This window comes from Hyphomonas neptunium ATCC 15444, assembly GCF_000013025.1.
GTDB classification, from domain to species: Bacteria; Pseudomonadota; Alphaproteobacteria; order Caulobacterales; family Hyphomonadaceae; genus Hyphomonas; species Hyphomonas neptunia.
In genome coordinates, this window is the sequence record NC_008358.1 from 2,822,478 (window position 1) to 2,842,558 (window position 20,081).

The 20,081-nt window shown below is 62.1% G+C and carries 20 protein-coding genes; 7 read left to right on the forward strand and 13 right to left on the reverse strand.

Annotated elements, in window-relative coordinates:
* Positions 1–33: 33 nt before the first annotated feature.
* Entirely contained in the window at positions 34–2,628 is a 2,595-nt protein-coding gene (locus tag HNE_RS13170) for a TonB-dependent receptor (RefSeq protein WP_049755142.1), read from the reverse strand.
* Between the two features lie 400 nt (positions 2,629–3,028).
* Between HNE_RS13170 and HNE_RS13175 the strand changes: the two genes are divergently transcribed.
* The gene (locus HNE_RS13175; protein ID WP_011647642.1) at positions 3,029–3,568 is read left to right on the forward strand and encodes a PAS domain-containing protein; all 540 of its coding nucleotides are present in this window, start codon (positions 3,029–3,031) and stop codon (positions 3,566–3,568) included.
* Between the two features lie 143 nt (positions 3,569–3,711).
* Here the strand turns inward: HNE_RS13175 and HNE_RS13180 are convergent, their stop codons facing one another.
* From HNE_RS13180 to HNE_RS13190, 3 genes are read right to left on the reverse strand one after another with little or no spacing between them, the layout of a single operon-like run.
* Positions 3,712–4,005: a HigA family addiction module antitoxin gene (locus HNE_RS13180; protein ID WP_011647643.1), complete on the reverse strand. Its 294-nt coding sequence runs from the start codon at positions 4,003–4,005 to the stop codon at positions 3,712–3,714.
* A gap of 12 nt (positions 4,006–4,017) precedes the next feature.
* Positions 4,018–4,299, reverse strand: a complete 282-nt coding sequence (locus tag HNE_RS13185) for a type II toxin-antitoxin system RelE/ParE family toxin (protein ID WP_011647644.1) — start codon at positions 4,297–4,299, stop codon at positions 4,018–4,020.
* 49 nt (positions 4,300–4,348) lie between these two features.
* Complete coding sequence (locus HNE_RS13190; RefSeq protein ID WP_011647645.1) at positions 4,349–5,986, reverse strand: choline dehydrogenase; 1,638 nt, start codon at positions 5,984–5,986, stop codon at positions 4,349–4,351.
* Positions 5,987–6,159: 173 nt separating this feature from the next.
* Here HNE_RS13190 and HNE_RS13195 point away from each other — a divergent pair, with 173 nt between their 5' ends.
* Complete coding sequence (locus HNE_RS13195; RefSeq protein WP_011647646.1) at positions 6,160–6,771, forward strand: PilZ domain-containing protein; 612 nt, start codon at positions 6,160–6,162, stop codon at positions 6,769–6,771.
* A 60-nt stretch (positions 6,772–6,831) separates the two neighbouring features.
* On the opposite strand, the gene HNE_RS13200 is transcribed toward HNE_RS13195, so the two are convergent.
* Positions 6,832–7,362: a gamma carbonic anhydrase family protein gene (locus HNE_RS13200; RefSeq protein WP_011647647.1), complete on the reverse strand. Its 531-nt coding sequence runs from the start codon at positions 7,360–7,362 to the stop codon at positions 6,832–6,834.
* A gap of 263 nt (positions 7,363–7,625) precedes the next feature.
* On the opposite strand from HNE_RS13200, the gene HNE_RS13205 reads away from it, so the two are divergent.
* Both HNE_RS13205 and HNE_RS13210 read left to right on the forward strand, forming a co-directional pair.
* Positions 7,626–8,435: a PhoH family protein gene (locus HNE_RS13205; protein ID WP_011647648.1), complete on the forward strand. Its 810-nt coding sequence runs from the start codon at positions 7,626–7,628 to the stop codon at positions 8,433–8,435.
* A gap of 117 nt (positions 8,436–8,552) precedes the next feature.
* Positions 8,553–9,623 carry a hypothetical protein gene (locus HNE_RS13210; RefSeq protein WP_011647649.1) on the forward strand — a complete coding sequence of 357 codons (1,071 nt, stop codon included), beginning with the start codon at positions 8,553–8,555 and terminating at the stop codon, positions 9,621–9,623.
* A gap of 19 nt (positions 9,624–9,642) precedes the next feature.
* Here HNE_RS13210 and apaG read toward each other — a convergent pair whose 3' ends face one another.
* On the reverse strand, positions 9,643–10,059 hold the full coding sequence (gene apaG, locus HNE_RS13215) for a Co2+/Mg2+ efflux protein ApaG (RefSeq protein ID WP_011647650.1): 417 nt from the start codon (positions 10,057–10,059) through the stop codon (positions 9,643–9,645).
* Between the two features lie 25 nt (positions 10,060–10,084).
* On the reverse strand, positions 10,085–11,284 hold the full coding sequence (gene metZ, locus HNE_RS13220; protein WP_011647651.1) for an O-succinylhomoserine sulfhydrylase: 1,200 nt from the start codon (positions 11,282–11,284) through the stop codon (positions 10,085–10,087).
* Between the two features lie 61 nt (positions 11,285–11,345).
* Here metZ and HNE_RS13225 point away from each other — a divergent pair, with 61 nt between their 5' ends.
* Positions 11,346–12,362, forward strand: a complete 1,017-nt coding sequence (locus HNE_RS13225; protein WP_035592120.1) for a 2'-deoxycytidine 5'-triphosphate deaminase — start codon at positions 11,346–11,348, stop codon at positions 12,360–12,362.
* Between the two features lie 100 nt (positions 12,363–12,462).
* On the opposite strand, the gene HNE_RS13230 is transcribed toward HNE_RS13225, so the two are convergent.
* Positions 12,463–14,019 (reverse strand): amino acid permease, encoded by a 1,557-nt coding sequence (locus HNE_RS13230; protein ID WP_011647653.1) that lies wholly within the window; start codon positions 14,017–14,019, stop codon positions 12,463–12,465.
* 285 nt (positions 14,020–14,304) lie between these two features.
* Between HNE_RS13230 and HNE_RS13235 the strand changes: the two genes are divergently transcribed.
* Positions 14,305–14,619, forward strand: a complete 315-nt coding sequence (locus HNE_RS13235) for a hypothetical protein (RefSeq protein ID WP_011647654.1) — start codon at positions 14,305–14,307, stop codon at positions 14,617–14,619.
* Positions 14,620–14,625: 6 nt separating this feature from the next.
* The gene (locus tag HNE_RS13240; protein WP_160162626.1) at positions 14,626–15,318 is read left to right on the forward strand and encodes a papain-like cysteine protease family protein; all 693 of its coding nucleotides are present in this window, start codon (positions 14,626–14,628) and stop codon (positions 15,316–15,318) included.
* Here HNE_RS13240 and HNE_RS13245 read toward each other — a convergent pair.
* From HNE_RS13245 to HNE_RS13265, 5 genes are read right to left on the reverse strand one after another with little or no spacing between them, the layout of a single operon-like run.
* The gene (locus tag HNE_RS13245; RefSeq protein WP_011647656.1) at positions 15,315–16,064 is read right to left on the reverse strand and encodes a DUF481 domain-containing protein; all 750 of its coding nucleotides are present in this window, start codon (positions 16,062–16,064) and stop codon (positions 15,315–15,317) included. The two genes, HNE_RS13240 and HNE_RS13245, sit on opposite strands and share 4 nt — an antisense overlap.
* Positions 16,065–16,123: 59 nt before the next feature.
* Positions 16,124–16,855 (reverse strand): proteasome-type protease, encoded by a 732-nt coding sequence (locus HNE_RS13250; protein WP_011647657.1) that lies wholly within the window; start codon positions 16,853–16,855, stop codon positions 16,124–16,126.
* Between the two features lie 24 nt (positions 16,856–16,879).
* On the reverse strand, positions 16,880–17,683 hold the full coding sequence (locus tag HNE_RS13255; RefSeq protein ID WP_011647658.1) for a transglutaminase family protein: 804 nt from the start codon (positions 17,681–17,683) through the stop codon (positions 16,880–16,882).
* A 10-nt stretch (positions 17,684–17,693) separates the two neighbouring features.
* Positions 17,694–18,635 carry an alpha-E domain-containing protein gene (locus tag HNE_RS13260; RefSeq protein ID WP_011647659.1) on the reverse strand — a complete coding sequence of 314 codons (942 nt, stop codon included), beginning with the start codon at positions 18,633–18,635 and terminating at the stop codon, positions 17,694–17,696.
* Between the two features lie 4 nt (positions 18,636–18,639).
* The gene (locus tag HNE_RS13265) at positions 18,640–20,067 is read right to left on the reverse strand and encodes a circularly permuted type 2 ATP-grasp protein (protein WP_011647660.1); all 1,428 of its coding nucleotides are present in this window, start codon (positions 20,065–20,067) and stop codon (positions 18,640–18,642) included.
* Positions 20,068–20,081 lie beyond the last annotated feature (14 nt).

The window sequence follows — 20,081 nt, forward strand, 5'->3', positions numbered from 1 at the left end:
GCTTTCCATATATATATATGTGCGACAGACGGATCAGAACGTCTTGCGGACCGTCACGCCATAGCTGCGCGGCGCGCTGGGATACCCCATGATCGAGCCAGCCTGCGCCACAGCCGGGAAAGCCGTGGTGATGTACTCGTCATTGAAGATGTTCCGGATCCACAGCGTCACGCCCAGGCCGTTCTCATTGGTGAAGCCGGAAGAGGCGTTGAACGTGCTGACTTCCTTCTGCTCGCCGATGAGGGCCTGATCGGCCGCGCTGTCGAAATGGTCGACCGGGCTCTCATATTGCCAGTCGCCGCGGACATAGGCGTCCCAGCTGCCGACATCAAAGAAGTAGGTCGCCGCTGTCGATGTGGCGACTTCCGGAATGCCCGCAGGCGTCTGGCCAGACAGGTCACCGCTCGCAGAGTTGGGGAACTCGTCATACACCGGGTCCTGAACCGAACCGGCAACAACCAGTTGCAGGTCGTTGATCGGGTTCCAGGACACGTCGAATTCCACACCCTTGTTGGACTGCTTGCCGGCGTTGGCCAGCGCAAAGCCCGTTCCGGTGAAGACGTTCGACTGGAAGCCTTCGATCGTCTGGTCGAAATAGGCCAGGTTAAAGGCCACGGTCGAATAGACGCCCTTCAGGCCGACCTCAAACACCGCCGAATCTTCCGGGCCGGCATAGCGTGTGCCGCTCGTCAGGTTTGGCAGGGCAAGGCCCGCATCGCGAATCGGCGAGGACGGCGGGTTCGTCACCGGCGAACCGGAGATGAAGTCCCGCGCAAATGGCCGCGAGTCGCGCGACAGGTTCCACGAGGTCGCCTTGAAGCCCGTAGCGTACGAGACATAGGTATTGAGGTTGTCGTTCACGTCATAGGCCAGACGCAGCGTGTACGTCGTCGAAGAGTCCTTGGTGCGGCCGTCTTCGACGACGTTCGGGAAGCCCAGGAACGGCGGCAGGAACTGCAAGGGCTGCAGCGCCAGCAGCGGATTGGAGGCAGGGTCCTGAACCGCCGCCTGGATGGCTGCGAACTCCGTCGGGAACGCCGCCGCAAACGCGCCGACCTGCGCCGGGTCTGTTGCGTCCACACCCACGCCGCCCAGCGCCTGGGCAAAGCCGATGGCCACCAGGTCCAGCGACGACAGCACATCGCTGGCCGCGATGTTGTTGTAAGCGTCCTTCTTGTCCTCGGTGTAGTTCAGGCCAACCGTCGCCGTCAGACGGTCAGTCAGGCGGTAATCCACCGTCCCGAAAAGAGACCAGGCGGTGTTGTCCTGCCCGGCATCATCGCGGAAGCCCTGGCCTTCCTGAGCGAAGGTCGTGCCCACCGGCAGGCCCAGCGCGCTTTCCAGCCCCGCCAGAATGTCGGTGATCGTGCCGGTTGCGGGGTTGAGCCCGCCTGCCAGCGCGTTGGCATAGTTGCGGTAATCATCGCCAAACAGCAGCGCGTTCTCGATCTCGACCGTCTCATCGAAATAGAAGCCGCCCACCATCCAGTCGAGGCGGTCGCCATCGGTGGAGGTCAGGCGGATTTCCTGGGTAAAGGTGTCGATGTCGGTCTTGTTGGAGTTCTCACCCAGCAGGTTGGCGCCGGTAAAGTCGGAGTCCTGATTGGTTTCCAGATTCGAAATCCGGTAAGCCGTGATCGAGGTCAGGCGCATGCCGGAGAAGTCAAAGTCGCCCTGCAGCGAAACCCCGCCATTATCCACCTTGTTCGTGGACGGAAGGTTATACGCCACGCGGTAGCTGTAGGGATCTTCCGGAACAAGCGTCCCGCCGATGGCCTGAATGATGCCGCCCGTCGGCCCATTGATGACATTGCCGGCCGCACAGCACAGCTCGTCGATATTGTCATAGTCGCCCAGCAGGCGGAACGTCGTGTTGACATTGGGTTCAAAAATCAGGTCGCCGCGGATGCCCCAGCGATTACGCTCGTTGGTCTCCGTGCCTGTGCCGATATCGTCCACATAGCCGTCGCGCTTGTTGTAGGTCACGCCCACAGCGCCCGCGAGGTTCTCCGCCAGCGGCCCGGTGACATAACCGTTCGCCCTGTAGCCATTCTCATTGCTCAGCGTCGCGTCGACCACGCCGCCCAGCTCGTATTGCGGCTTCTTGGTAACAACCGAGATCACGCCCGCAGATGCGTTCTTGCCAAACAGCGTCGATTGCGGCCCGCGCAGCACCTCAACCCGCTCGATATTCGGAAGGTCGGAAATCTGCGCCGCCGAACGCGAGCGGTAAACGCCGTCAATAAAGACGCCGACCGACGGCTCGATACCCGCATTGTTCGCGCCGTTGCCAAAGCCCCGGATGACGAAGTTGGTGTTGGCCGAAGATTGCAGCTGGCCCACGCGCAGCGACGGAATGATCGACTGCAAATCGTTGAGGTCAACAATCGCGGCCCGCTCGATGGTCGCTTCATCAACCACCGAAACGGCAATCGGCACATCCTGCAGCGTCTGTTCGCGCTTGGTCGCCGTGATGGTCACGGTCTGCATGGTGCGGGTATCTTCAGTCTCGCTTTCCTGGGCGAGGGCGGGCGCGGCGACAGCCGAAAGAGCTGTGAGGCCAACGCCAAGGCAGAGCATCGCGCGCAGGGCCGTGTGGCCTGCGGATGCCGGGTTCGTATTGGACACTTGGAATTTCCTTCCTGGGAGTTTGCTGGGCAGTTTCGCCATCGCTGCCCTCGGTGAAGGGCAAGGTCTGGCTCCGTTTCTTTTTATTATGACGTGATTGTAATCAGGCGATTCGCGGCTAGGCAAGCGTCTCGCTCAGGCACTGTCCTGGCCCGCTTGTGGTGCAGGGGCGACTGTTCCGGCCTGAAACGGTACCCCACGCCGCTGGCACAGGCACCGCCTGCCCCGGCATCGCCCCGCCCCGATTCTTCCCCCTCCGGGATACGAAACCGGGCTTTGACGCCCGATTATTCGCCAGCCGCGTGAATTCCGCGATCTGCCGCAAACTGGAACAGATATTGCGATTGAGGTTCCCGAACGGGCCGGTGCGGCCCCCCACTTACCGGGAGCAATCCACATTATGGTCGAGCACTCGATCCACCCGAATACCCGCGTTCTTCTGGACGCCTGGCGCCGTATGCAGGACGAGCCGGACGGCCACGCCGTCAATGGCCCCAGCGTTGCCGAACATGCCGACCTGATCGACCGCATCTTTGTGCTCGAACTGATGGACGACCGCGCCTGGCTCGTCCGCACCGCCGGTGACGCGGTCACCTCGCTGGTTGGCCGTCGCCTCTCGAATCAGAATTTCCTCGACCTCTGGACCGGTCCGGACCGCGTCATGGTCAGCGCCTGCCTGGAGGCTGTCCGCCTCGATGGCGGCCCCGGCGTCATTCGTGGCCGCGGCGAAACCATCTCCGGCGCCCGCGCCGAACTGGAAGTCACGCTGATGCCGCTCTCGGCCGGTGCCGCGCGCACCCGCATGCTCGGCCTGTACCAGACCCTCAGCAGCGAAGGTGTGCTCGGCGGCCAGCCGGTCTTCCGCCACCGCGTCTCGATGATCGTACCGCCAGACACCCGTCAGGTCGGCCCGAAACTCCGCCTCGTCGCCTCAAGATAAGCATCTGCCCGCAAGGGCAGGCTGAAGTAGATCTGGCCTTGCCGGGGGTCAGGGGGCTGAGCGCGCCAGAACGGCGCGCATCCCCGGACGGAGCGCTGAGACCTTATAGCCTCAGCGCTCCGTGCCAGGTTTCACACTCTATCTTATTGGGCTGCAGTAAGCGGCTCGATAAGCGAGACATCAATATCTGCCTCGGCCTTGAGCAGGTCATAGCTCATCTGAAGATTCATCCAGAACTCGACACTCGTGCCAAAAGCCCGGGCAAGGCGTTTGGCGGTGTCGATCGTCAGGGCCGTCTCTTCCTTTATCAGCCGCTCAATCCGCGTACGCGGCACGCGGATATGTTTTGCAAGCCGGATCGGGCTGAGGCCCATCGGCTCGAGAAACTCATAGCGGAGAATTTCACCGGGATGGACCGGCACTTTCAAGGTCGTCATCGCCATCTCCTCTCAATGATAATCCACGATCTCAACATCTTCCGGGCCAATGTCGCCCCAGATAAAACAGATGCGCCACTGGTCGTTGATCCGGATCGAATGCTGCCCTGTCCGGTTTCCCTTCAGGGCTTCCAGCCGGTTGGCAGGCGGCACCCTCAGGTCATCCAGCGCATGAGCTGCCTGAAGCATGGCCACCTTGCGCACCGCAACCCGGAACAGATTTGAAGGAAAGCCCTTGCCCGGCCTTCCTTCAAGCACCTGCTCAATCAGATTACCCTTGGTACTCTGTATCACGGAACACTCCGTATCACTCTATGATACATTGCGTCAAGTGGCCTGCAGATCACGCCCGCGCCAGCGCAACCTCTTCCCGTGCCATTGCCGCCCGGCCCAGGATCATGTCAGCGGCTTTCTCTGCCACCATGATCGTCGGCGCATTGGTGTTGCCACCAATCAGCGTTGGCATCACAGAGGCGTCCACCACCCGCAGGCCGTCCACGCCGCGCACGCGCAGTTCGCCGTCCAGCGGGCTGGTTTCATTCGGCCCCATCGAAACGCTGCCGACCGGGTGATAGATCGTCTCGCCCTTCTCACGGATGAACGCATCGATCTCCGCATCGGTCTTCACCGAGGCGCCCGGCAGAATTTCGCCGCCCGTATAGGCTTTCAGCGCGTTCTGGCGGCACACATCGCGCACCATCTTCACGGACTCGCGCATCACGCGGCGGTCTTCTTCCGTGGCCAGATAGTTCGGATCAATCGCCGGATGGGCAAACGGATCAGCTGACGCCAGCATGACGGTGCCCCGGCTCTCCGGACGCAGCTGGCAGGCATGTACCGTATACCCATCTTTCTCCGGGCCGGTATTGCCGTGATCCATCATGATCGCATTGACGAGGTGAAGCTGGATGTCCGGCATCGACAGCCCGCTGCGCGACGACAGGAACGCGCCTGCCTGAAGGAAGTTGTCCGCGCCCGCGCCGGTCTGGTTATAAAGATACTGCATGCCCACGGCGAGCTTCTTCAGGCCCTTCTGCAACGAATAGGCCGACAGCGGCAACGGCATGTCATGGATCACCGTCACGTCCAGATGGTCCTGAAGATTGCGGCCCACGCCGGTGGACTTCACCTTCGTCTCGATGCCGTGGCGCTTCAGTTCTTCTGGATCACCCACGCCCGAAAGCTGCAGGATCTGCGGCGACTGTACGGCGCCCGCCGAAAGGATCACCTCACGGTCTGCGCGGATCTGGCGGGCAATGCGGCCTTTGCCTTCCACCACTTCAACGCCAACCGCCTTACCCTTTTCGATCAGCACACGGGTTACCACGCCCGTCGAGACGATCTTGAGATTGGGGCGCTGGGTTTCGATGGGGCGCAGATAGGCAAAAGAGGCGCTCCAGCGTCCGCCCTTGAAGATCGTGCGCTGATAGCGGCCAAAGCCTTCCTGCTCTGCCCCATTGAAATCATCCGTGACCGGATAACCTGCTTCCTTGCCGGCATTGATGAACGCCTGATAGACCGGCCCGGAAAGCGGGCTCTCGGTCACATTCAGCGGGCCCTGCGCGCCGTGAAACTCGTTCGCCCCGCCCTCATAGTTTTCCGACTTGCGGAAATACGGCAGCACGTCGGCAAAGCTCCAGCCCTTGAGGCCCATCTGGCCCCACTGGTCATAGTCGCCCGCATGGCCGCGAATATACACCATGCCGTTGATGGAGGAGGAGCCGCCCCAGCCCTTGCCGCGCGGCCAGTAGAGGCGCCGGTTTTCCATATGCTGCTGGGGCTCGGTGAAGAAGCCCCAATTGTGATCGTTTGCCTGTTTGATCAGGCCGCCGACGCCCGCAGGCATCTTTACCATAAGGGAGGTGTCTTTCTTACCCGCCTCGATCAGGCAGACCTTGACCGAAGGATCGGCCGAAAGCCGGTTGGCCAGAACACATCCAGCGCTGCCCGCGCCGACAATCACATAATCATAGGCTTCCATAGGTAGTTCCTCCCGCCGGCTCATTCTTTCAGCCCGGCTTTTAACCAGGTCATTGCTAACTGGTTCACGGGCTTGAGCAACCAATTGTCAACATTCATGAACTATCTGAAAGGCGTGACATTTTGCCTACAAAAGCGCTGGGGGGCGCGGTCGGCTAAGCAGGAAGTAGCGACATGACGCGACCGCTCGCCCAATCCCCCGACACCGAAACGGGCAAGAAATCGGGCCGTGACCGGCGCGGCTTCAAACGGATCGAACTCAAACTGGCCGGCCGGTTCCTGATCGGCGACAGCGAAGATCACGTGCTCAGCACGGCCGACATCTCCTGCGACGGCGCCTTCATCGTCTCCTCCGAGCGCCCCGGCCTCGACCAGCAGGTCGTCTGCTATTTCGATGAAGTCGGCCGGGTCGTGGCCAATGTGGTGCGCGTCTCGCCCGAAGGCTTTGCCGTGCGCTTCCACACCTCCCCCCACAAGCGCGACAAGCTCGCCGACCGCCTCACCTGGCTTCTCAACCGCGACAAGCTCGGCCTTGAGGAAGAGCGCGGCGAAGCCCGCTACCAGGCCAGCGGCGAAGCCACCGTGAACCTCTCCAATGGCGGCCACATCCAGTGCAGCGTCACCGACATCTCCCTCACCGGCGCCGCCTTTGAAACCGGCGGCAAGGCCCCCTTCGTCGGAGAGCGCGTCACGGTCGGCAATCTCGTCGGCGAGGTCGTGCGGGTGGCCGGCAACAAGTTCGCCGTCCGCTACATCCACGGCCAGAAGCCCGCCAGCACGAACTGACGCCCTGGGCGTTCGCGTCCCGGCCTGTCCGAGTTTGTCCCCGCTTGTCCGGGCGCTGTCTCAGCCCAGGCGCTTCATGCCCCTGGCGTGACGCTGCCAGTTCTCGACATAATGGATCGCGGACATCTTGATCACCTGAAGCTGCATCTCTGATACATCTTTGACCACTTTTCCCGGCGCACCCATCACCAGCGAGTTGTCAGGGATCTCTTTCCCTTCCGGAATCAGGGCGTTAGCCCCAATGATGCAATTTCGGCCAATCTTGACCCGATTGAGGATCGTCGATCCCATCCCGATCAGCGTGTCATCGCCGATTTCGCACCCGTGCAGGATCACCCGGTGGCCCACGGTCACATTCTTGCCGATCGTCACCGGCGCGCCGATGTCGGTATGGATCACCGTCAGATCCTGAATGTTGGAATTTTCTCCAATGATAATAGGGTCATTGTCGCCGCGCAGCACACAGCCATACCAGACCGAGGCATTCTCTTTCAGCACCACATTGCCCATCACCTCGGCGCTCCCGGCAATCCAGAACTTCCCCTCGTCCGGCAGCTGCGGCGCCACCCCGTCAATCTCGTAAATCGCCATTTCAATCTCCTCCTGCCCCGCAAATCGTTACGCTCACGGAATGTCACTTAATCGTCCGATAATACTGCTATTGTATAGTCAACGTAGATTCGGAGAGGCAATGGCTCGGCTGACGCCCATTTTCACCTCACCGCCGGAAGTGCTCCTTCCGGATACGGGCTCGCCGCCTTCAAGGCCGGCTCCTTTTCCTTCCTACGTTTCACCGGGCCGCTGCGCATTTCTGCCAGCGGCTTTTTTCATGCCTGCAACCAAGGAGGCCTCCCATGGGTAAACGCAATCCTGCCAAACGTCTGAAAGCCGCATCAGAAGTGCGCGGATCAGCCTGGTTCGACGAGCCGGCACGCAGCAGCAAGGGACCCCATCTCCACGCCATCGAAGGCGGCCGCGGCTGGCACCCGGACGACGCCCACCCCGTCACCAACATGGCCCCCCAGCAGGACCGCACCCAGCGCTACCAGAAAACGGTGAAGCCCCGCTCCGAAAACCAGGCCCAGCTCATGGCCGCCATGGACACCCACGCCCTCGTCTGCGCGCTGGGCCCCGCCGGCACCGGCAAGACCTACCTCGCCATCTGCAAGGCGGTCGAAGCCCTGCAGAAAGGCGCGGTCTCCAAGATCGTCCTCTCCCGCCCCGCGGTTGAGGCCGGTGAGCAGATCGGCTTCCTGCCCGGCGGCATGGAAGACAAGCTCGCCCCCTATCTCCGCCCGCTCTACGACGCGCTGTCAGACCGGCTCTCCCCGGCTCAGCTCAAGCACATGCTGTCGGAAGGCGTCATTGAGATCGCCCCCATCGGCTTCATGCGCGGGCGCACGCTCAACAACGCCTTCATCGTTATCGATGAGGCCCAGAACTGCACCTACACCCAGCTGAAAATGCTGCTCACCCGCCTTGGCTGGCACTCCACGATGGTCATCACCGGCGACCCGAACCAGACCGACCTCTTGCCGGAATTCTCCGGCCTGGCCAAAGCTGCCGACAAGCTCGAAGCGCTCTCGGGCGCCTCGGTCATCCGCCTGGAAGCGGCCGATGTGGTCCGCCATCCGCTGGTCGCCGAAATGCTGGACGTTCTGTAACGCCCAAACGGCCCCTGATCGGTTAACCTTGAAGCCGGGTCTCACAGCGAGGCCCGGCTTTTTGATTGGCCTGTTTCTTGCCTGCGGATGAGGCATAGACGTCCCCAGGAGGGAAATATGATCAGATTTAGACCCGAAATCGCGGCCGCCCTGTCGATTCTGGCCCTTGCGGCCTGTGCTCAAACCGGCACAGCAGCGCCCCCGGTCGTCCCGTCCAGCCCCCAGCAGATCGCCGAAGCCGCCCAGGCCCCGGCCGGTTGGCGCCCCTTCTCGGCAGACAGCCCCTGGAACACCAAAATCCCGTCAGACGCGCCGGTTGATCCGGGCTCGACCGAGTTCATGGCCCAGGTGGCCAGCGACAACGCCCTCTATATCAACATCCGGGAATGGACGGTCGCGACCTATTACATAGACGCCAAAACGACGCCCAAGCGCCGCGTCTTCCCGATCTTCCAGACCGTTCAGGGCCGTGGCTTTGAGCCGGGCACGCGCATTCCGGCGCCGGATTTCGCCACGCCCTCCGGCCCTGCCGGCGGCACCGAATTCCTCGCCATGATCGACCCCGAGGCCGGCAAGGCCTGGGAAATGCACCAGCCGCGCATGAACGAAGAAGACGGCAACTGGCTGACCACCTTCGGCGCCGTCATCGACCTTGAAGGCACCGGCGTTCCCTCTCCGTGGATGAAGGCGGAAACGCCCGCGGATGCTGTCGCCTCGCGCCCCTCGGCCATTCCGCTGATCGCGGGCCTGATCCGTCTTGACGAAATCAAGGCCGGCCGCATCGACCATGCCCTCGCCTTCGCCTATCCCACGCCGCGCACGGACCGCTTTGTGGCCCCGGCCGGCGGCGCGCTGGAATCTGGCCCTGACCGCCCGGAAAACCATTTCGGCCTGCCCATGGGCGCCCGTATCCAGCTCGACCCCAGCTACGACATCGAGAACACGCGCCTCTCGGCCAATGCCAAGATCGTGGCGCGCGCGCTTCAGGAATATGGCGCCATCCTCGTTGAGGAAGCGGGCGCAACGACGCTCTTTGCGGAAGGCTCTCCGGCCCAGATCGATGCCTGGAAGGGCGTGCTCTCGCCCGGTGATCTCCAGCTTCTGTTCACGCCGGAAATGATGCGCGAGAATTTCCGCGTCCTCGAACTCGGCGAGCAGATGCCCGGCCGGCCCGAGGCGATGCGCTAGACCAGGCGCTAAGTCTGGTTCAGCTCGGCCGCGACGTATCGTACGGGCTGTCGAGCGAGAAGGCGGGGATCATCGCCACCATCTCTTCGCCCGCGTCATCGACGAGGTCATAGGTGCCCGTCATCATGCCCGAAGGCGTCGCCAGCGGCGCGCCGGATGTATAGCTGAAACGCTGCCCCGGCCCGACCGTCGGCGTCTGCCCGATCACGCCTTCGCCATCGACCGCCTGAAGCCGCCCGGCCGAATCCACGATCCGCCAATGCCGGCGGATGATGGTCCAGGTCCGGTCGCTCTCATTCTCGACCTCCACCGTATACTGCCACATGAACTTGGCCCGCGTCGGCTCGGATTCGTCGTGCAGGAATTTGGGGCGCACACGAATGCGCACGCCATCGGTGATGGCCTCATACTGTGGAGGAGCGGGGCGTCTTGCCATGGGCCAAGCCTTCCCCGGCATAAGTTCACAAGCTGTTAAGCGAAGCGAGAAGATCAGCTTCCAGATCATCTGCGTCTTCAAGACCAACAGAGAGCCGGACCCAGCTGCGGTCAAGCCCCATCGCCGCCTGATCCTCATCACTCAACGCGCGGTGCGTCGTGGTGGAGGGATGACAGGCCAGCGATTTCGTATCGCCAAGGTTGTTGCAGATGTCGACCAGCTGCAGCCCGTTGAGGAAGCGGAACGCCGCGTCCTGCCCGCCCTTGAGCGACAGCGCGAGCAGCGTGCCGCCCGATTTCATCTGGCGCTTGTGCACCTCATAATGCGGGTGATCCTTGCGGTGGGGATAGCGCACGGCATTGACCGCCGGATGATCGGCCAGAACATCCGCCAGCCGCGCCGCCGTGCGGCTCTGCGCTTCCACGCGCAGCTGCATCGTCTCAAGGCCCTTCAGCACTACCCAGGCGTTAAACGGCGAGGCCGCCGGCCCCATATGGCGCAGCCACGGATCATACACATCACTCATCCGCTTGGCGTCCGTCAGGATCGCGCCCAGCAGAACGCGGCCCTGCCCGTCCATATGTTTGGTGGCCGAATAGGCGATCACATCGGCGCCCATTTCCAGCGGCCGCTGAAGCACCGGCGTGGCAAACACATTGTCCACCACCAGCAGCGCGCCCGCCGCCTTGGCGAGCCTGGCGACCGCTTCGATGTCCACGCCGTCGAGCAACGGATTGGCCGGGCTTTCGATCAGCACCAGCTGGCAGCCCTTGTCGATCTCGCGCTTCCAAGCATCAAGATCGGCCCCGTCCACGAACACTGCCTCGATGCCAAACTTCGGCATCTGGTTGGCAATGATCCAGCGGCACGAGCCAAACAGCGCGGTCGCCGCCACCACCCGGTCGCCCGCTTTAAGCGGCGCCAGGATGGCCGACGAAATCGCGCCCATGCCAGAGCCCGTCACCCGGCACGCTTCGGCGCCTTCAATCAGCGCGAGGCGCTGTTGCAGCATCTCATTGGTCGGGCTGCCATAGCGGGAATAGACGAAGCCTTCTTCCTCGCCCGCCATCCGGCGCATCGCCTGCTCGGCCGAGTCGTAAGCGTAGCCGGAGGTCAGATACAGCGCCTCGGAAATCTCCCCATGCTGGGACCGCATCAGGCCGCCGCGTACCGCCTGGGTCGCAGGCTTCCAGCCCTTCTTGTCGCCGCCGGGTGCATCCGCCATGGCTCTGATCCTTGTGTTTCCAGCAGCGGGTCTTATGCCTGAGACCCACAGGGTGCAAGTGATGGCTGATATGAGCGGGGTTATCCCCGATTTCGAGATTGAGGCGCTGCTTCAGAGCGGCGCCATAAGGTGCGATGAGGCGCCCGAGCCTGGCCAGATCCAGCCGGCGAGCCTCGACCTGCGCCTGGCGGTCGATGCCTACCGCCTGCGCGCCAGCTTCCTGCCCGGCAAGGACCGCACGGTCGCCGAGATGTTGCAGGAGCCCGGCATCCATCTCCACCGGGTCGACCTGACCCAGGAAGGCGCAGTTTTAGAGACTGGCTGCGTCTATCTCGTGCCCTTGCAGGAATCCCTGCGCCTGCCCGCCGGCCTCTCGGCCCGCGCCAATCCCAAAAGCTCCACCGGCCGCATCGACGTGTTCACCCGCCTCGTCACCAATCGCAGCCGCGCCTTCGATGAAGTGCCCATGGGCTACTCCGGCCCGCTCTATCTTGAGGTTTCCCCGCGCACCTTCCCGATCAAGGTCCGCCCCGGCGACCGGCTCGCCCAGCTGCGCTTCAAGAAGAAGAAGCCCGAAACCCTGCGCGAGAAGGTCGTCTCGATTGACCTGGAGCCCCCCGCAGGCCAGCCCGCCGGCTACCGCGCCAAGGCCCATTCCGGCGTCGTCGATCTGCGCGGCCTCGGCGCCCATGAGGTCAGCCAGTTCTGGGAACCGGTCTATCCCAAGTCCGGCCGCATCGTGCTCAACCCCGAAGAGTTCTACATCCTGGTGAGCCGGGAGACCGTGAAGGTTGCCGCCAATGAGGCCGCCGAGATGGCCGCCATCGCGCCCGAGCTCGGCGAGTTCCGCGCCCATTATGCCGGCTTCTTCGATCCGGGCTTCGGGACCAACAAGGCGGGCAGCCGCGCCGTCCTCGAAGTGCGCTCACGCGACGTGCCGTTCATCCTCGAACACGGCCAGCCGGTCGCCAAGCTGATCTATGAGCCCATGACGGAAAAGCCCCGGCACCTCTACGGGGGCCAGGGCTCAAACTATCAGGGTCAGGGTCTGAAGCTCTCCAAACACTTCGCCGAGTGACCCCGGAACGCGGTTTCCCGCGTCCCGGTTTGTCCTGAAGTGTCCCGATTTGTCCAAGTTTGTCCAAAGGCTGCCGGGATATGTCCGGCAAATGTCGCCTCTAGTCGCGGATTGGCGGCACCGGTTGAGGCGGCGCATCCGGGTCATCCTCGTGCACATCGATAATGCCCCGGCCAACATGGCTCTTGCCCCGGCTATACAGGAAGTAGACGACCAGACCGATCGATCCCCACACCGGCAGCACCAGTTTCGCCTCGGTCGGCAGGTTGAGGTAGAGCCCCAGCGTCCCGAAAATCGCCAGCGGCGCGACGATCCAGACCATCGGCGTCCGGAACGGGCGATGCCGCTCAGGCTGTTTCCGCCGCAGGATCAGCACCGCAATCGCCACCATGAAGAACGCAAACAGCGTGCCCGAGTTGGAGATGTCCGCCAGCTGCCCCACCGGCAGGAAGGCCGCAAACACGGCCACCACCGAGCCTGTGATCATCGTCACGATATGCGGCGTTTTCCATTTCGGGTGGATTTTAGACAGGAACTCCGGCAGCAGGCCGTCGCGCGCCATCACGAAGAAAATCCGCGTCTGTCCAAACAGCATGATCAGGATCACCGACGGCAGTGCCAGGAAGGCCGCAATGCCGATCATGTCCCCCAAACGCTCATGCCCGATCTCCCGCAGCACATGGGCAAGGGCTTCGCGCGAACACACCAGCGGCTCCTGTCCCATCGCCAGCAGGCTCTGGCACTGGGCGGCAAGGGCGGGCGTTCCCGGCGCCAGGATTTCCCCGGCAGGCCCGTTCACGGGCTGTGAACCCATAGCGCCAATCGCGCCGGCGGCCACCAGCAGGTAGAAAATCGTACAGATCCCCAGCGACCCGATCAGGCCGATCGGCACGTTCTTCTGCGGGTTCTTCGTCTCTTCAGCCGCCGTCGAAACGGCGTCAAAGCCCACATAGGCAAAGAAGATCGAGGCTGCCGCGCCAACAATGCCAAGCCCCGCGCCGTGGCCTGCGCCAAACCAGCCATTGGGCGTAAAGGGCTCGAAATTGGCGCCCTTGATGACGGGGAGGGTCAGGACGATGAACACCGTCAGCGCCGTCACCTTGATCGCCACCAGCACGGCATTGACGCGCGCGCTCTCGGTTGTGCCGATCATCAGCAGGCACGTGATAAGCAGGGCAATCAGCAGCGCGGGAAGGTTCATGATCCCCCCGGCATATGGCCCCATCACCAGCGCATCGGGCAGAACGATCCCCCAACTCGCCAGCAGGCCGACGAAATAGCCCGACCAGCCGACTGAAACGGCCGAAGCCGCCACGGCATACTCCAGGATCAGCGCCCAGCCGACCATCCAGGCCAGCAACTCGCCCATCACGGCGTATGTGTAGGTGTAGGCAGAGCCCGACACCGGCACCATCGAGGCCAGTTCCGCATAACAAAGCGCCGCCACGGCACAGACCGCAGCGGCGATAAGGAAGGAGATCATCATCCCCGGACCGGCTTTCTGGGCCGCTTCCGATGTCAGCACGAAAATGCCGGTGCCGATAATGGCGCCAATGCCCAGCATGGTCAGCTGGAAGGCGCCGAGGGTCCGTTGCAGGCCCTTCTTCTCCGCAGTCGCAAGAATGGCGTCCAGCGGCTTAACCCGATCAAAGATCATGTAAATTGTCCTGAAGTGTCCGAGTTTGTCTTCGAAATGCGCGGTTCGCGCCAATACCTGTCCAGCCGCAGACATTATCATTCCCGTAATCCCGCACAAGATCGTTCCCGCTCAGCGCTACACCGCGGAAAAAAATCCCTGAAAGAAGGGAACAAGCGCACGTAACCTGCGTTAACAGTACGACCCGAAGTGTTTCGGGCTCGCCGTCCCGGCTTGCTTTCTTTCTCCCCTTGGGAGTGCAGAATTGCTTCCGGGATGTTGCGTCAATTATGAAGAGGATTGCCCATGAAACTTCGCGTTCCCGCCGCCATCGCTGCAAGTCTGGCCCTGTCGCTTGCTGCCCCCGTGGCCTTTGCTCAAGAAGCGCCGTCCCCTTTCCGCAGCGTTGAAGCCCAGTCCTTCACCGCCAATGACCTGCAGCGCTACGGCCTCTCCGATGAGCAGATCGCCACTGTCGAGAGCTATCAGCAGCAGGGCTATGAAGTTCAGGTGATGTCGCCCGAAGAAGCAGCCGAATACACCGGCGGTATGACCACCAACAACGTTCTGGCCATTGTCGGCCTGGTCGCCATCGTCGTGGTTGTGGCGTCCGTTCTGTAAATGAGAGTGCAGGCGTTGATTGCGGCGACGCTGACACTCAGCGCCTGCGCCATACATCCCAGTACCGACGCGGCAAGCTTTGCGGCGCGGACAGACAGCAACAGTTTCGAGATGTTCAGCGGCGCCGTTTCGCCGCCTGAAACGCTCCTGCTTCCTGTCGAGCATGACCAACAGATCAACGGCATAGCCTGCGGCGCCCACGCGCTCGCCAGCCTCGTGAATTACTGGCACGGCGCGGGCACGGTCGCCGGAACCGAAATCTTCGCCACCTATCCGCCCGCTGATCAGACAACGGGTTATGCGATGTCGGAGCTTTTACAGCTGGCCGAAACCCAGAATCTCGTGAGCAGTGCCGTCCGCCTGCCAGACGAAGGCCTCAAGGCCGAGCTTGAAGCCGGCCGCCCTGTGCTGGTGCCGGTCGAAGTGCCCTCGATCTTCGTCCAGACATGGCAACTGCCCGGCATGAACGTGCCGGTGCTGGGCCTGCCCGCCGAGTTCATTACCTCACGCGCTGCCTGGCTGTCGGAGAAGACCAACAGCAATCTGCTTAATCACTATGTGCTGGTGTCCGGATATGACGGCGACACCTTCATCGTGATGGAGCCCGTGATGGGCCTGCGCACGATCAGCGCCGAACGCCTCGCGCGTTACCGAGCCCCCTTCGGCAACGCCGCGATCGTGTTCAGCAAACCGGCCTAGCCGCCAAACGCATAGACCAGAGACACACGCGTTGCTGTATCGGTCGGCTCAAAGCCGGACTGTGGGTCGGTCTCATGGCGCACCTCAAACGACACCCGCGCCGACAGGCTCTTGGTCAGCAGCGCCGTCAGGGTCGTCTTGTTGCCGATCTGCGTCGAGGTGTCGGCATAGATGACATTGGTGTCGTTGCCGAACTTCACGGCCTCATTGAACGTATACCCAAACTTCGATGTCGCGATGGCCGAGAAGGATTCTTCAGATTCAGCCGGAACGACCACGGGCGGTGTCCCGGTTGTTGACGCCGAAATCCGGTCAAACTTGATACCGGGGCCCCCTTCAACCGACCAGATCGCCGGCCCATCCTGGAATATTTGCCAGCCAAGACCACCACCGGCAAAGGAGCGGCTGTCGAAGCCCGAAAACTCGTCAACTTCATGCGACAGCCGGCCGAATGCGAACAGCCGGTCACTGAGTGTGCGATCGGACTGACCGGCAAAAAACACACGGTTTTTGGTCTCGTTGCCATCCTCGGTGCCATAGTCTGCGACCAGCTCGACACTGTTGCGCCAGATCTGGCTCTCATGGCTCATCTTCACACCGATCCCCAGATCACTGGTTTCGGTGTTGCCTGTGTTCAGGCCCGCGCTGAGCGACCCTTCGCCTTTCAACTGGCTTTCCTGTTCCTGTGCCTGGGCGGACAGCGCCAGAAAACTACCGGCGGCGATGGTGGCAAGAATGGTCCTCATAGAGGCTCCTCCCTGTTCTGTTTCGACTCATGCGGCAGGCTTTTCCCGCCACACAGGTGTCAGAACTTGAATGGGGGCAGAGAGTCGAACGCTTTTTTCAGTGCATCGCCCCAGCCACTGGAGATTTGTCCGAAATATGGGTCATCTGCCTCGATCCGTTTCGATGCGCCAAGGCAGAGGGCATCTTTTTCGATGAACTGCAGATCGAGCGGCAGGCCCACCGAAAGGTTCGCCTTCACCGTTGAATCGAACGACACCATGAGCAGCTTCACGGCTTCTTCCACGCTCATCGACGGATGATAGGCGCGCACGAGGATCGGGCGCCCATATTTGGTCTCCCCGATCTGGAAGAAGGGGGTATCGCTGCTGGCTTCGATGAAGTTGCCTTCCGGGTAGATCAGAAACAGGCGCGGCTCGATCCCCTTGATCTGCCCCCCCAGGATCATGGTCGAATTGAAGGAGGAGTCCGCTTTCTGGCCGGTCGCAGCGTTGGACTGGATCACATCCCGCAAGGTATCGCCCACGAGCCGGGCGATCTGGAACATTGTCGGCAGCTCGAGGATCGACGGGCGGCGCTCCGAAGGCGCCTTTGTACGCTCTTCAAGGATGCTCACCACGGCCTGCGTGGTGGCAAGGTTTCCCGCCGTCATCAGGACAAGGGAGCGCTCACCTGGCGTTGTCCAGGTAAACAGTTTCCGGAACTTGGACACATTGTCGACGCCCGCATTGGTGCGAGTGTCCGACATGAAGACAAGTCCGCGATCAAGCTTCATTCCGACGCAGTAAGTCATGGGAGAGCCGCTTCAAGCGCCTTCTTATTGTTGTTGTACCTGGATCATGACATCCATCGATTCGGTTGATGCGCCGAACCGCATACCTGAAACAGGCGAGGTCTCTGCATAGTCAAGACCTGTCGCCACGCGAACGTAACGTTCATCGGGAGAGATGGCGTTGGAAATATCAAAGCCAACCCAGCCCAGCCCCGCGACATGAATCTCCGCCCAGGCATGGCCTGCTTCCTGCTCCACCCGGTCGTTCATCATCAGGTATCCGCCAGCATAGCGCGCCGGATAGCCCAGCAGCCGCGCCGCAGCGATGAAGATGTGTGCATGATCCTGACACACCCCATGCCCTGCCTCGACGGCTTCTTCCGCCTTGGTATCAGCATCGGTGCGTCCCGTCTCGTAAGTCACTGCGCCGCGTATGATTTCGGCCAGCGCATGCAGGCGCGGAATGTCACCAATACTGGCATCGGGCACGGCTTTGGCCAGGCGCCGGATATGCGGGCCGGGCCGCGTTAAGGGCGTGGCCCGGCGGAACAGCCATAGCGGCGCGAACCCCGAATGCGGGCCGACCACGCCGGCGGTATCGCGCACGTCGACTTCCCCCTCGCAGGTGATCGTAACCTCTGAATGCCCCGGCTCGATGCTGACGAGATGCACATGGTTTGTGTGCTGATCATCAAACTCGGCCTCGACCTTGCCCCCTTCAATGGTCGTTTTCCACTTCAGCACCTGCTGGCTGGGTCTTGGCTTCGGTGTCATGCGAAGCTGCAGCAGGCCGTAGCCAACCGGATTATCGTAGACCGAACGGGTCCTGTGCAGGATTCGGAGAAGCATCGCCTTGTCCTTAGCTGTTAAACCGGAAGTCCTGCTCGACCTGTTGGGCGAGCATGTTGTTGTTCTGGATGAATGCCAGCAGGAATTCGTGCAGGCCGGTATCCATGATCCGCTCTATGCTGCGATCTTCCAGATCATCGCGCATGGACAGGGCCATTCCCAGGCTCGGCACGCGTGTATTGTAATCTGCACACAGATGTCCAAGATTTCCGGCAATCTTGCGCAGGCAATAAAGAAGCGAGCGCGGCATGCGCCGGTCCAGGATCAGAAAGTCGGCAATCGTGCTTGCCCTGGCCTCTCCGCCATGCAGCCAGCGGAACGCCCGTTCCGCCGACGCAGATCGCAGGATGGTTTCCCATTGCACATTGTCCAGCGTGGACCCCACCAGCGTCACCGAAGGGAGAAGCACGTAGTATTTGACGTCCAGAATACGGGCGATGTTATCGGATCGCTCAATGAACGTTCCGATGCGCGCAAAATTATAGATGTCGTTGCGCAGCATCGTGCCGACAGTTGCCCCCCGCACGAGGGAGCTCTGCCGGCGGATTATTCCCAGAACTTCGGGAAGCTCGGTCTCCTTGATCGGGCGCGCCAGAACATCCTTCAGAACGATCCAGGATTCGTTGACCGCTTCCCACACTTCCCGCGTCAGCGCGGTGCGCACAAGCCGGGCATTGTTGCGCGCCGCTTCGGTGATGGAGATGACCGATGACGGATTGGCCGGGTCGCGCAGCAGGAAGTTCACCACGCTCTGGCCGTCAAACTTGCCGCCAGCGTTGAGGAAGCTCTGGCGCACCGACGCGGTGTCGATGATGGAGGCCCATTCGTCCTCGGCATGGTCGGAACGCGTCAACGCCATGCGGAAGCCCGCATCGACGAGACGCGCGGTGTTCTCACTGCGCTCAAGATAGCGGAACATCCAGAAGAGGCCGCCTGCGGTTTTGCCCAGCATCGCCCTATTCCTCCAGAACCCAGGTGTCTTTTGTGCCGCCGCCCTGGCTCGAGTTCACAACGAGGGAGCCTTTTTTCAGCGCAACGCGCGTCAGGCCGCCCGGTGTGATCTCGACGCCATCGGGCGACACGAGGACAAAGGGTCGAAGGTCCACATGGCGCGGGGCAAGGCCCGCGCGGCTGAGGATGGGCACGGTGGAAAGCGCCAGCGTCGGCTGGGCGATATAGGCTGCGGGCCGGGCCTGAAGCTTGGCGCGGAAGGCCTCGATCTCTTTCTTGGAGGCGGCGGGGCCAACCAGCATGCCATAGCCCCCCGAGCCGTGAACCTCCTTCACGACCAGCTCGCTCAGATGTTCCAGCACATAGGCAAGCGATGAAGGCTCCGAGCAGCGCCAGGTCGGCACATTCTTCAGGATCGGCTTTTCGCCGGTATAGAACTGCACGATCTCGGGCATGTAGGAATAGATCGCCTTGTCGTCGGCGATGCCGGTGCCCGGCGCGTTGGCAATGGTGACGCCGCCTGCGCGATAGACGTCGAATATGCCCGGCACGCCCAGCATCGAGTCCGGACGGAAATTCAACGGATCGAGATACTCGTCGTCAACGCGCCGGTAGAGCACATCAATCGGCGTGTAGCCGAGCGTGGTGCGCATCGCGATCCGGCCGTCGACCACGCGCAGGTCGTGCCCCTCCACCAGTTCGGCCCCCATCTGATCGGCCAAGAAGGCGTGCTCATAATAGGCCGAGTTGTGAATGCCGGGCGTCAGGACCGCGACGACCGGCCGGCCGTTGCAGGCAGCCGGCGCGCAGGCAGAGAGCGAGCGGCGGAGAGATTTGGGATAATCGCTGACCGGCCGCACACGGATCTTCGAGAACAGCTCCGGAAACATGTGCAGCATCGTTTCGCGGTTCTCCAGCATATAGGAGACACCAGAGGGCGTGCGGGCATTGTCCTCCAGAACGAAAAACTCGTTCTCAGTGGTGCGGACCAGATCAACCCCGACGATATGGGTGTAGACCTTGCCAGGCGGCACCACGCCGATCATCTGGGGCAGGAAGGCATCATTGTTCTGGATCAGCTCCACCGGAATGCGCCCGGCGCGGAGAATTTCCTGGCGGTGATAGATGTCGTACAGAAAGGCATTGATCGCCCGGACACGCTGCTCGATGCCCTTGGTGAGCTTCGCCCATTCCTTGGCCGAAATGATCCGCGGCACGATGTCGAACGGGATCAGCCGCTCGTCTGCATCGGCGGCGCCATAGACATTGAAGGTGATGCCGGTACGCCGGAAAAAAGTCTCCGCCTCCCGCGCTTTCCGGCGGAGCCGTTCGGGCGGTTCCTCCGCAAACCAATCGCAATAACGTGAATAAGGGGCGCGGGGTTTTTCACCGCTGCCGTCCATCTCGTTGAAAAACCGTGGAGTTTCAGCCATTGGCGTATCCTTAC